Here is an 11,079-nt window from a genome sequence, read left to right on the forward strand (position 1 = left end):
GGGCCGCTCGGCGCCCCTCGGTCAGCAGCAGCCCTCGGCGCTCCGCGCCGGCTCGCGGCTCGCCGGCGCCCGGCCCGCCGCCCTGCGCTCCGGCATCAGGCGCGAGCCGCTGATCTTCTCGCCGTTGACGTCGTCAGGGTTGGACAGGACGCAGGTCTCCAGCGAGAGGCAGCCGCAGCCGATGCAGTCGGTGAGGTGGTCGCGGAGCCGGCCCAGCTGCTTGATCCGGTCGTCCAGTTCGGAGCGCCAGGCGTGCGAGAGGCGCGCCCAGTCGTCGCGGTTCGGGGTGCGCTCCTCGGGGAGTTCGGCCAGTGCCTCGCGGATGGTGGCCAGCGGGATGCCCACCCGCTGGGCCGCGCGGACGAAGGCGACCCGGCGCAGGGTGTCCCTGCTGTAGCGGCGTTGGTTGCCGCTGGTGCGGCGGCTGCTGATCAGGCCCTTGGCCTCGTAGAAGTGCAGGGCCGACACGGCGGCGCCGCTGCGCGCGGAGAGCTGGCCGACGGTGAGTTCATGGAGTGTCTGCGGGATCTGGGGCACCCGTCGAAGCCTACGTGGCCGGTGCCCGGGCGGTCCGTCGTTGACAGGAACGCACCCGCCAAGGATGCTGAGCAAGCGCTTAGACAGCGTGGACGATGGACGGCAGAGCGGGAAGGCAGGGACCAGGGACATGGCTGAGCCGAGGATCTTCGACTCCGCGCAGGAGCTGCGGGACGGCGTGGGCGAGCAGCTGGGGTACAGCGACTGGCTGGAGGTCGACCAGAAGCGCGTCGACCTGTTCGCCGACGCCACCGGCGACCACCAGTGGATCCATGTGGACCCGGAGAAGGCGGCGTCCGGACCGTTCGGGAAGACCATCGCGCACGGCTATCTGACGCTGTCGCTGCTGCCGGTGCTCGTCCCGCAGGTCATGGCGGTCGAGGGCGCGAAGATGGGCATCAACTACGGCACCAACAAGGTGCGCTTCCCCTCCCCCGTGCCCGTCGGCTCGCGGGTGCGCGCGACGGCCGTCCTGAAGAGCGTCGAGGAGGCGGGCGGCGGCGTGCAGATCACCGCCGTCGTGACGGTCGAGCGCGAGGGCGGCGACAAGCCGGCGTGCGTCGCCGAATCGGTGTCGCGCTACTACTTCTGAGCCCGCGCCCGCGTGCGTACGCGCACGCCCCCGGCCGCACGAGGAGGCCGGGGGCGTGACCGAACTCAGCGCCCGGCGGCGACCATCCGCAGCACCAGGCCGGCGTACAGCTCGGCGACCTCGTCGGGCGTCCGGCTGCCCTGCGCGTTGAACCAGCGCGCCACGTCGATGCAGAGCGACAGCACCGCGAGCGTGGTGCCCGGCACGTCCGGTACGTCGAACTCGCCGGAGGCGACGCCCTCACCGATGATCCGGCGCACCACCGCGTCGGTCCTGCGGCGCAGCGCGATGATCTCGGTGCGGTGCTCCTCGCCGAGCGCGTCCAGTTCGTACTGGACCACGCGGGCGGTGGTGTGCCTCTCGGCGTGCCAGCGGACGAAGGAGCGGACGGCGGTGGCGAGCCGTTCGGCGGCCGTGCCGTCGCTGTCGGCGGCGGCCTCCAGCACGGCCAGGGCCCGGTCGTGGCCGATCCGGCTGATCCGGTGGAGCAGCTCTTCCTTCGTCTTGTAGTGGATGTAGAGCGCGGCGGGGCTCATTCCGGCGCGGCCCGCGATGTCCCGGGTGGTGGTCGCGTGGTACCCGCGCTCGGCGAATGCGTCGACGGCCGCGACCAGGAGCCGCCGGGCGGCCTCGGGCGTCACCTCGGCCCACGGCGGGTCCTCGGCGTCGGTCTCCTGCGCCGTGCTCATCGTCGCTCGCCCCTCTCAGTCATCAGGACGCACACCATACCCCGATCCTGAGCAAGCGCTTAGGGCAACCTCGGTGGGACTCAGAGCTTCTGGAAGGGGTCGTGCTCGGCGAGGATCTTCTCCAGCCGGGCCTGGTCGACCCGGCTGACCAGCTGGCCCGCCTCCTGCCGGTCCCGGACAACCTTGGCCAGGGTGAAGCAGGACGTGACCAGGTAGAGGACGCCGATGGCGAGGAAAGCGCGCACCCAGGCGTCGGCGTCGAGGAAGTAGATCCCGAGGGTGACCGCGGCCATCGCGATCCCGAAGGACGCGACGGCCTGCCCGAAGTAGGCGGAGGTGGTCTGCTGTTTGACCGGTGTCGTCTCACTCATGGGGCCCAGCATCCGGCGGTATGATCCACGCCACATCCGTACGGATACTCATACGGTACTTAGAACGCGGAGACGCCGGTCAGGGCCCGGCCGATGATCAGCTTCTGGATCTGGCTGGTGCCCTCGTAGAGCGTCATCACGCGGGCGTCCCGGAGCAGCTTGCCGACCGGGTACTCGTCGATGTAGCCGTAGCCGCCGAAGACCTGGAGGGCGTTGTTGGCGGCGCGGACGGCGGCCTCGGAGGCGAACAGCTTGGCCCGGGACGCGGCGGTGGCGAAGTCCTGGCCCCGGTCGACGAGGTCGGCGACCCGCCAGGTGAGCAGGCGCGCGGCCTCGACGTCCACGGAGATGTCGCTGATGAGTTCCTGGACGAGCTGGTAGCCCGCGATGGGCTTCCCGAACTGCTCGCGTTCGCCCGCGTATCCGACGGCCGCGTCCAGGGCCGCCTGGGCGATGCCGACACAGCCGGCCGCCACCGACATCCGGCCCTTGGCCAGGGCGGACATGGCGATGGAGAAGCCCTTGCCCTCGGGGCCCATCAGGGCGCTCGCGGGCACCCGGACGTCCTCCAGGACCAGTTCGGCGGTGGCCTGGCCGCGCAGGCCGAGCTTGCCGTGGATGGTGCGGCGGGTGAGGCCGGGAGTGTCGGCGGGGACCAGGAAGGCGGAGACGCCCTTGTGGCCGGGGGTGTCGTTGGTGCGGGCGAAGAGGAGCACCACGTCGGCCCAGGTGCCGTTGGTGATGAACATCTTGCTGCCGTTGATCACGTAGTCCGCGCCGTCCCGCACGGCCCGGGTCGCCAGGCTGCCCGCGTCCGAGCCGGTGCCGGGTTCGGTGAGCCCGAAGCAGCCGACCGCGTCGCCCGAGGTCAGCCGGGGCAGCCACTGCCGCTTCTGCTCCTCGTCGCCCCAGGCGGCGACGGTCTTGGCGACCAGGCCGAGGGAGACCGAGACGATCCCGCGCACCGAGGAGTCGCCCCGGCCCAGCTCCTCGGTCACCAGGCAGTACGCGAGGTGGTCGCCTCCCGAGCCGCCGTACTCCTCGGGGACGGTCAGGCCGAGGAAGCCGAGGTCGCCCAGCTTCTTCACGATCGACTTGTCGACGTTCTCGGACCGGTCCCACTCGGCCGCGTACGGGGCGACATCGCGGGTGACGAAGTCCTTCGCGAGCTGCCGTACGGCTTCCTGCTCCTCGCTCAGCTCCAGGTTCATCGGCCGCACCCTCCGCTTTAATTAGCACTGCTAGTTTTCAGATCGCAGGGCCTACTATGTGCCGCATGGCCCGCCCGCGCAAGCCCCTCCTGAGCAGAGAACGCATCGTCGAGACGGCGAGCGCCCTCGTGGACGCCGAAGGGCTCGACGCGGTGTCGACCCGCCGCCTGGCGGCCGAGCTGGGGGTCAGCGGGCCCTCGCTGTACAACCACTTCCGCAACAAGGACGAGATCCTGGACGCGGTCGCCGACGCCGTCTCGGCACAGGTCGACCTGTCGATGTTCGAGGAGTCCGATCCCCGGGACTGGCGGGCCGCGCTGCACGACTGGGCGCTCTCCTACCGGGCGGCGCTCGCCGCGCATCCGCACATCGTCCCGGTCCTCGCGCAGGGGCCCGGGCGCCGGCCGGCCGGTCTTCGGGTGGCGGACGCCGTGTTCGGGGCGATGGTGCGCGCGGGGTGGCCGCCGGCCCAGGCCACGTACATCGGCGCGCTGATGCGCTACTTCATCACCGGCTCGGCGCTCGGCTCCTTCGCCCGGGGCTTCGTGGACGACGAGACGGCGTACGACCCCGCCGACTACCCGCACCTGGGCCAGGCGCACCTGCTGGCCGAGCGGCGGCAGCAGGTGGACGAGGGGGCCTTCGAGACCGGGCTGCGGGCGCTGGTGGACGGGCTCGAACTGCAGTACGCGCAGCTGGAGCCCGCCCGCCGTGGAGCGCGGGGCTAGAAGACGACCAGGGCCCGGCCGCCCTTGCCCGCGATCATGTGGTCGAAGGCGGTGGGGATGCCGTCCAGGCCGATGCGCTCGGTGACCATCATGGAGAGGTCGAAGCGGCCCGCCCGGATGTGGTCCGCCAGCACCGGGAGGTCGCGGACCGGGTCGCTGTTGCCGTAGACGCAGCCGGTCAGGGACCGCCCCCAGTGGAAGATCTCCAGGGCGTTGAAGGTGACCTGCTGGTCCTTGCCGCCGATCCCGACGACCGTGGTGCGGCCGCCCCGCCGGGTGGACTCCCAGGCGCTCCGGATGGTGGCCGCCCGCCCCACGCACTCGACGGCCACGTCCGCGCCCTGGCCCCCGGTGAGTTTCCGGACGTCCCGGGGCGTGGTCTCCGAGGCGACGACGAAGTCCGTGGCGCCGGCGCGGCGGGCCAGCTCCTCCTTCTCCGGGGAGACGTCCACCGCGACGACCTGCGAGGCGCCCGCGATCCGGGCGGACTGGAGCACGGCGAGACCGACGCCGCCGATGCCGAACACCACCACGGACTCCCCCGCACGGACCCGGGCGCTGTGGTGGACCGCGCCGTACCCGGTGAGCACCGCGCAGCCCAGGAGCGCCGCGTCGGTGAGCGGGATGCCGTCCGGGGCGGGCAGCACGCAGTTCCCGGCGACGACGGTCTCCTCGGCGAAGGCGGCGACGTTCAGCCCGGGGCGCAGGCCGGTGCCGTCGGCCGTGCGGGCGTGCAGGTTCGCCGCGCCGGCCAGGGCGGCCGCGCAGAGCCACACCTCGCCGATCCCGCAGTGGTGGCAGCTGCCGCAGGAGGGCGCCCAGTTGAGGACGACGCCGTCGCCCGGGGCGACATGGGTGACGCCCTCGCCGACCGAGACGACGGTGCCGGCGCCCTCGTGGCCCAGGACCGCGGGGACGGGCACCCTCATCGTGCCGTTGGACAGCGAGAGGTCGGAGTGGCAGACCCCGGCGGCGGCCAGGCGGACGCGCACCCGGCCGGGGCCGGGTTCCGGCAGGAGGATGTCGGTGATCTCCAGCGGAGCTCCGACGGCGGGCAGTACGGCGGCGCGGACCACGGACTTGCTCCTTGCTGATCGATGGGCGCGATCGGTGGGCGTACGGGCTTTCGGGCTGAGGTGCTCAGAACTGGAGGGACTTGGTCTGGAGGTACTCGGACAGGCCGTGCGCGCCGAGTTCGCGGCCGACGCCGGACTGCTTGTAGCCGCCGAAGGGCGCGAGCGGATTGAAGCGGCCGCCGTTGATGTCGACCTGGCCGGTGTCCATCCGGCGGGCGAAGGCCGCGGCCGTCTCGTCGTCGGCGGCCCAGACGGCGCCCGCCAGCCCGTAGACGGTGCCGTTGGCGATGCGGAGCGCGTCGTCCTCGTCCTCGTACCGCAGGATCGAGACGACGGGGCCGAAGATCTCCTCCTGGGCGATCGTCATCTCCGGGGTGACGTCGGCGAACACCGTGGGGCGCACGTAGTAGCCGGTGGGCAGCGGGGCGTCGGGGCCGCCGGCGACGAGGCGGGCGCCCTCCTCGACGCCCTTCTGGATGTAACCGCGCACCCGGGCCCGCTGCTTGGCGTTGACGAGCGGGCCGACCCGGTCCCCGGGCACGTACTTGGCGACGGCCGCCGCCGCCAGCGCCACGGCCTCCTCGTACCGCTCCGCGTCGACCAGCATCCGGGTCCAGGCGCTGCAGGTCTGGCCGGAGTTGGACATCACGTTGGCGACGCCCACGTTGACCGCCTTGGCGAGGTCCGCGCCGGGCAGGATCACGTTGGCGGACTTGCCGCCCAGTTCCAGCGCGACGCGCTTGACCGCGCCGCCGGCCGTGGCACCGATCCGCCGGCCGACCGCGGTGGACCCGGTGAAGGAGACGAGGTCGACGTCCTCGTGCGCGGCGAGGGCCTGCCCGGCGACCGGGCCGAGGCCGGTGACCAGGTTGAACATACCCGCGGGCAGCCCGGCCTCCGCGACCGCCTCGGCGAAGAGCTGGGCGGTGAGCGGGGTGTCCTCGGCGGGCTTGAGGACGACCGTGCAGCCGGCGGCCAGCGCGGGGGCCACCTTGGCGACGATCTGGTGCAGCGGGTAGTTCCACGGGGTGATCGCGCCGACGACGCCCACGGGCTCCAGGTACACCGTGGAGTTGCCGTGCCGCTCCTCGAAGGCGTACGTGGCGGCGAGCTCGGCGTACGTCCCGGCGACCATGACCGGGAGGCCCGCGTGCACGGAGGCGGCCAGTGCGGGCGGGGCTCCCAGCTCGGCGGTGACCGTCTCGGCGATCTCCTCCGCGCGGACGCCCAGCACGTCGCGGAGCGCGGCGATGCGGGCGGCGCGCTCGGCGGGCGGGGTAGCGGCCCAGCCGGGGAAGGCGGCGCGGGCGGCGCGTACCGCCGCGTCGACGTCCTCGGCGGTGCCGGCCGGGACGTGGCCGATGATCTGCTCGTCCGCCGGGTTCACGACCGCGATCGTGTCCGTTCCCGCGGCGGGCCGCCAGGCGCCGCCGATGTACATACCGTCGTGGGCCTTCATCGCTGTTCCTCCCGGGCACGGTGACGGACGGGATCGTCCGGAGCCCAAACTAGCGCTGTTAGTTTTCCGGCGCCAGAGACCCTCCGGAGACCCCCGTCACGTGCCGTGCCCGGCACCGTCCTACATGTCCAGGCCGGGGACGTCCTTCGGCAGCGGGCAGATGCGCCGGCCCTGGTGGTCGAAGACGTACAGGTGCGCGAGGTCGACCAGGAGGGGCACCTGGCCGCCGGTGCGCAGCATCATGTCGGGCCCGGTCCGCACGACGAGGTCGCTGGCGGTGACGGCGGGGCGGTCCGGGCTGCGCATGCCCGGCGGCAGGTCGTCGGTCTCCGGCGCGTCCAGGACGGCGACGGACCCTCCGACGTAGGAGCTGGCCCGCTCCTTGATCCGCTCCAGCACCCCCGCGCCGCCCTGGCCGCCCCGGCGCCTGCGCGCCGGGCCGCGGTCGGTGCGGGCCGACTCCAGCTCGGGGACCACGGCGGGCCGGGAGCCGGTGTTGAGGTGGACCAGCGCCTCGTGGCCCTGGTACTCCACGTGCTCCACGATGCCGCTGAGCGCGACCTCGCCGGGGCGGGCGTGGCTGGGCGGGGCGATCCGGACCGCCTCCGAGCGCAGGCCGACGATGATCGGGCGGCCCTGCTGGATGCGCAGGAGCTGGTGGTCGGGGCTGAGCGGTTCGGGCAGCGGGAGCCGCTGGCGGCCCAGGTCGATGGACATCCGGCCCTCCAGGGGCGCGTGCACCACGGCCTGGAGGAGGTTGATCCGGGGCGTCCCGATGAACGCGGCGACGAACACGTTCTCCGGCAGGGCGTACACCTCGCGCGGCGGGCTGACCTGCTGGAGGATCCCGCCGCGCATGACGGCGACCCGGTGGCCCAGGGACATGGCCTCGGCCTGGTCGTGGGTCACGTAGACGGTGGTGACGCCGAGTTCCTTGGTGAGCTGGGCTATCTCGGCGCGCAGGTGGTTGCGGAGCTTCGCGTCGAGGTTGGACAGCGGCTCGTCCATGAGGAAGGCGGAGGGCTGGCGCGAGATGGCCCGCCCCATGGCGACCCGCTGGCGCTCGCCGCCGGAGAGCTGGCCGGGGCGGCGGTCCAGGATGCGCTCGATGCCGAGCATCCTGGCCGTGTTCTCGATGCGTTCGGTGTGGTCCAGGCGCGGGTTCTCCAGCTTCAGCGGGAAGCCGATGTTGTCCCGGTTGGTCATGGTCGGGTAGAGCGCGAAGTTCTGGAAGACCATGGCCATCCCGCGTTCGCGCGGGGTGAGGTGGTTGGCCGGTTCGCCGTCGAGCAGGATCTCGCCCTCGGTGGTGTCCTCCAGGCCGGCGATCATGCGGAGCACGGTCGACTTGCCGCAGCCCGAGGGGCCCAGCAGGACGACGAATTCGCCCGGGTCTATGGAGAGCGAGAGCTGGTCGACGGCGCGCTGGGACCGTCCGTATGCCTTGCTGACGTTGTGCAGGGTGATGGCGCGAGTCATGTGGTTCCGCCCGGGAGGGTTCGTGATGGAGCGGTGGGGAGCGGCAGCAGTGGCCCGAAATTAGCCCACCGCGCCCGGTGAGGGAATGACTCGCGCAAATTTGGGTACGCCCCGGGCCTATTCACAGCCGGGGAGCGCTCAGTCGAGCCTCCGGGCCAGGTAGGCGTGGATGAGTTCCCGGGTCTCGGCGACGAGCGCGTCGTCGCCGGACGGATCGGTGCGGAAGGCGAGTTTGAGCAGGGCGTCGGCCGCCTCGACGCAGACCAGGATCGCGCGCAGCAGGTCCGCGTCGGCCTCCCGGCCGAGCTGGCCGGCGAGGAGTCCGGCGAGCCGGGACGCGACCCGCTGGTTGGCGTCGTCGGCCGGGTCCTCGTCGGGTGCGGGGGCGCCGAAGTCCACGAGGGCGAATCCGGGGACGGTGCGCTTCATCGCCAGGTACTCGTCCAGCACGGCGTCGATCGCGCCGCGCCAGTCGGCCGCTTCGACGGCGGTCAGCCGGGCGGTGATGCGCTCGGCGTAGCTGTCCAGGTTGCGGCGGGCCAGCGCGTCGGCCAGGGACCGCTTGTTGGAGAAGAAGCGGTAGACGGAGCCGATGGGCACCCCCGCCCGCTGGGCCACGGCCCGGGTGGACAGCTGCTCGTAGCCGATCTCGTCGAGGAGTCCGGCGCAGGCGTCGAGGATCCGGGTGAGGCGTTCGGCGCTGCGCCGCTGCACCGGGGCGCGGCGGAGGTTGGTCGTGTCGGGCACGTCTTCCATCATGCCGTGGACTTCCTGCGGCGGTGGCGGGAGCCCGGGCTCAGGCGATGAGCAGGGCGAGACCTCCCACGGTGTACGCGATCATCAGGACGAGCAGCGGGAGTTGACCGATGACGGCGCGCCGGGGCGGCATGAGCCGTACGGACCTGTCGTGCGCGGCGATGACGCCGAGGACGTGCCCGGTGACGATCGCGACGACCTGGAGGGTGGCGACGCCGCCCGGCCCCAGGGGCGGTTCGGGCGGGGCGGGCCGGTCGGCGCCGAACGCCAGCGCGAGGGTGCGGGGGCCCTCGGTGGCGAAGAGCGTGAAGTAGTGGGCGACGAGGTAGCCGAGGGCGATCGGCACCAGGGAGTGGGCGAACGCGGTGAGCGGGCGGGGCGGCGTGCCGCAGACGAGCCGGGTGGCTCCCGCGCAGAGCCCGTACAGGGTGGCGACCAGGACGACGGCGCCGAGCAGCCCCAGGGTGGCGGTGGTGGTACGGCCCAGCTCCGAGGTCTGCACGGTGGTGATCCAGCGCGGCGCGTCGGAGAAGCCGTCGTACGCGGTGGAGCCGAGCATCACGCAGACGGTGGCGACGAGTCCGGGGAGCCGGGGCGTGGCGTCGAGCCCGTTGAACGGGGACCGGACGACGAGGCGGCCGTCGGCGGGGCGGCGGCCGAACGGGGAGAGCCGGCCGAGGAGGCCGGAGTACACCTCGAAGGCGTCGGCGTGGTCGAACCAGTGGGCGCCGTACACCGCCGCGCCCGCGAGGTGGACGGCCGCGTAGCCGCCGAGGAACACCAGCAGGGCGGTGGGCGAGGCGGGGTCGGGGGCGACGAGTTCCAGCCAGGTGAAGGCGAGGAGTCCGGCCGCGGCGGGCCGCATGCCCAGGCGTACGGGGAGAGGGCGGCCCGCCCCCGGGTCGCGGTGGAGCACCCGGCAGGCGAGGAGGTGCACGGTGCGCAGCGGGTTGAGCGGCCGCCAGACGGGCCCCAGGAGCAGCGAGGCGGGGACGAGCCCGACCCACAGGAGGACGTACACCGCGCCGGGTGCCGGGTTGCGGTCCGGGTCGGCCGGCCCGAGGAGCAGCCACAGCACGACGGCGAGCGCGGCGGCCAGGCCGAGCACGCGGGCGGTGAGCCGGGTGGCACGGGCGTCGGCCGCGCGCTGGACGGCGGCCGGGAGCGGGCGGCCCGCGCGCTCGCCCGTGAACCGCGAGTCGGACCAGAGGAGCCCCAGCGCGAGGAAGGAGACGAAGAGCGCGGCGAAAGCCCCGGCGAACGCGTAGAAGGGCGAGAGGGGCAGGTCGTGCTGGGCCCCGATGCCGTGGGCGAGGACGCGCACGGCACCGGGGGCGGGGGTGCCCGTCACCGGACGGCGAGCTGGGTCAGCAGGAGGTCCGACTCATGGGTCTCGACCTCGAACAGCCCCGTGCGGTCGGCGGTGAACGCGACCGTGACGGTCCGTCCGGCGGGGAGCTCCGCCTCCTTGTCGTACCCGTGGACGTGCAGGACGTCGTCGCGGTCGCTGCGGACCCGCAGGCGCACGGTGCGGCCCTTCTCGATCGCGGTGCGGCCGGGCGCGGGGCTCACCTTGCCGCCCTTGATCGCGATGTCCACGGTGGTGGTGTCGTCGGGGCTCGGGGAGGCGGGGCTCGCGGAGGCGTCGCCGAGCGTGGCGGCGGCCCGGACCGGGGCGGATCCGACGGCCCAGGCGGTGTGGTCGTCGGCGTACAGGCCCGCGGTGAGCCGGGTGCCGCCTCCGGCCGCGCGGAGCAGCGATGCGGGCAGGTGGAACCAGGCGCCGTAGACCCGGGCGAGCGGGTGGCCGTCCAGGAAGAGCCGGGCGTGGCCGCGTCCGGCGAGCGCGCCGCCGCCCACGCTGTCCGGGGTGAAACGGAAGTTGCGGACGATGAGGTGGACGTTCCAGCCGTCCTCCGAGTCGGGCCGGACGGCGAGTTCCACCTCGGGGGCGCCGGCGGCGTCGACCTGGCGGAGCCGGTGGCCGTTGCCGTCGTCGGCCTTCAGGAGGCGGCCGTTGCTGCCGGTGTCCTCGGCGTGGCTGGTGCCGGGCTTGTGGTGGGTGGTCGCCCTGCCCCCGCAGGCGCCCGCGCCGAGGACGAGGACGGCCGCGGTGAGCAGGGCGAGGGCGGGGCGGGCGGGGCGGATGGGGCGGGCGGGGCGGGCGCGGCGGATGGGGCG

At 73.4% G+C, this 11,079-nt stretch carries 12 protein-coding genes; 2 read left to right on the forward strand and 10 right to left on the reverse strand.

The window, feature by feature from the left end:
* Positions 1–21: 21 nt before the first annotated feature.
* A complete protein-coding gene (gene soxR / locus G3I41_RS01460) occupies positions 22–537 on the reverse strand; it encodes a redox-sensitive transcriptional activator SoxR (RefSeq protein WP_164398470.1) in 516 nt (171 codons plus the stop codon).
* Positions 538–667: 130 nt separating this feature from the next.
* On the opposite strand from soxR, the gene G3I41_RS01465 reads away from it, so the two are divergent.
* Positions 668–1,129 (forward strand): MaoC family dehydratase, encoded by a 462-nt coding sequence (locus G3I41_RS01465; protein ID WP_164398471.1) that lies wholly within the window; start codon positions 668–670, stop codon positions 1,127–1,129.
* A 65-nt stretch (positions 1,130–1,194) separates the two neighbouring features.
* Here the strand turns inward: G3I41_RS01465 and G3I41_RS01470 are convergent, their stop codons facing one another.
* From G3I41_RS01470 to G3I41_RS01480, 3 genes are all read right to left on the reverse strand, one after another.
* A complete protein-coding gene (locus tag G3I41_RS01470; RefSeq protein WP_164398472.1) occupies positions 1,195–1,818 on the reverse strand; it encodes a TetR/AcrR family transcriptional regulator in 624 nt (207 codons plus the stop codon).
* A gap of 80 nt (positions 1,819–1,898) precedes the next feature.
* The gene (locus G3I41_RS01475) at positions 1,899–2,189 is read right to left on the reverse strand and encodes a YiaA/YiaB family inner membrane protein (protein ID WP_164398473.1); all 291 of its coding nucleotides are present in this window, start codon (positions 2,187–2,189) and stop codon (positions 1,899–1,901) included.
* A 59-nt stretch (positions 2,190–2,248) separates the two neighbouring features.
* Positions 2,249–3,400 carry an acyl-CoA dehydrogenase family protein gene (locus tag G3I41_RS01480; RefSeq protein ID WP_164398474.1) on the reverse strand — a complete coding sequence of 384 codons (1,152 nt, stop codon included), beginning with the start codon at positions 3,398–3,400 and terminating at the stop codon, positions 2,249–2,251.
* 65 nt (positions 3,401–3,465) lie between these two features.
* On the opposite strand from G3I41_RS01480, the gene G3I41_RS01485 reads away from it, so the two are divergent.
* Positions 3,466–4,128, forward strand: coding sequence for a TetR/AcrR family transcriptional regulator C-terminal domain-containing protein (locus G3I41_RS01485; protein ID WP_164398475.1), 663 nt, complete (start codon positions 3,466–3,468; stop codon positions 4,126–4,128).
* Here the strand turns inward: G3I41_RS01485 and G3I41_RS01490 are convergent.
* The 6 genes from G3I41_RS01490 to G3I41_RS01515 all read right to left on the reverse strand — a co-directional run bounded on the left by G3I41_RS01490 (position 4,125) and on the right by G3I41_RS01515 (position 11,073).
* Positions 4,125–5,204 (reverse strand): Zn-dependent alcohol dehydrogenase, encoded by a 1,080-nt coding sequence (locus G3I41_RS01490; protein WP_164398476.1) that lies wholly within the window; start codon positions 5,202–5,204, stop codon positions 4,125–4,127. The two genes, G3I41_RS01485 and G3I41_RS01490, sit on opposite strands and share 4 nt — an antisense overlap.
* 64 nt (positions 5,205–5,268) lie before the next feature.
* Entirely contained in the window at positions 5,269–6,663 is a 1,395-nt protein-coding gene (locus G3I41_RS01495) for an aldehyde dehydrogenase family protein (protein WP_164398477.1), read from the reverse strand.
* A gap of 120 nt (positions 6,664–6,783) precedes the next feature.
* Positions 6,784–8,142 carry an ABC transporter ATP-binding protein gene (locus G3I41_RS01500; protein ID WP_164398478.1) on the reverse strand — a complete coding sequence of 453 codons (1,359 nt, stop codon included), beginning with the start codon at positions 8,140–8,142 and terminating at the stop codon, positions 6,784–6,786.
* A 138-nt stretch (positions 8,143–8,280) separates the two neighbouring features.
* Complete coding sequence (locus tag G3I41_RS01505; protein WP_164398480.1) at positions 8,281–8,898, reverse strand: TetR/AcrR family transcriptional regulator; 618 nt, start codon at positions 8,896–8,898, stop codon at positions 8,281–8,283.
* Between the two features lie 40 nt (positions 8,899–8,938).
* A complete protein-coding gene (locus G3I41_RS01510) occupies positions 8,939–10,249 on the reverse strand; it encodes a hypothetical protein (protein WP_164398479.1) in 1,311 nt (436 codons plus the stop codon).
* Positions 10,246–11,073: a hypothetical protein gene (locus G3I41_RS01515; protein WP_343242031.1), complete on the reverse strand. Its 828-nt coding sequence runs from the start codon at positions 11,071–11,073 to the stop codon at positions 10,246–10,248. The genes G3I41_RS01510 and G3I41_RS01515 overlap by 4 nt, the downstream gene beginning before the upstream one ends.
* Positions 11,074–11,079 lie beyond the last annotated feature (6 nt).

The sequence above is a fragment of the Streptomyces sp. SID9727 genome (assembly GCF_010550605.1).
Classification (GTDB): Bacteria; Actinomycetota; Actinomycetes; order Streptomycetales; family Streptomycetaceae; genus Streptomyces.

Bases quoted from the DNA above. Each gene is read 5' to 3' on its own strand.
- G3I41_RS01505 (WP_164398480.1), bottom strand. From the start codon at position 8,898: ATGGAAGACGTGCCCGACACGACCAACCTCCGCCGCGCCCCGGTGCAG.
- G3I41_RS01465 (WP_164398471.1), top strand. From the start codon at position 668: ATGGCTGAGCCGAGGATCTTCGACTCCGCGCAGGAGCTGCGGGACGGC.
- G3I41_RS01485 (WP_164398475.1), top strand. From the start codon at position 3,466: ATGGCCCGCCCGCGCAAGCCCCTCCTGAGCAGAGAACGCATCGTCGAG.
- G3I41_RS01500 (WP_164398478.1), bottom strand. From the start codon at position 8,142: ATGACTCGCGCCATCACCCTGCACAACGTCAGCAAGGCATACGGACGG.
- G3I41_RS01480 (WP_164398474.1), bottom strand. From the start codon at position 3,400: ATGAACCTGGAGCTGAGCGAGGAGCAGGAAGCCGTACGGCAGCTCGCG.
- G3I41_RS01495 (WP_164398477.1), bottom strand. From the start codon at position 6,663: ATGAAGGCCCACGACGGTATGTACATCGGCGGCGCCTGGCGGCCCGCC.
- G3I41_RS01470 (WP_164398472.1), bottom strand. From the start codon at position 1,818: ATGAGCACGGCGCAGGAGACCGACGCCGAGGACCCGCCGTGGGCCGAG.
- G3I41_RS01475 (WP_164398473.1), bottom strand. From the start codon at position 2,189: ATGAGTGAGACGACACCGGTCAAACAGCAGACCACCTCCGCCTACTTC.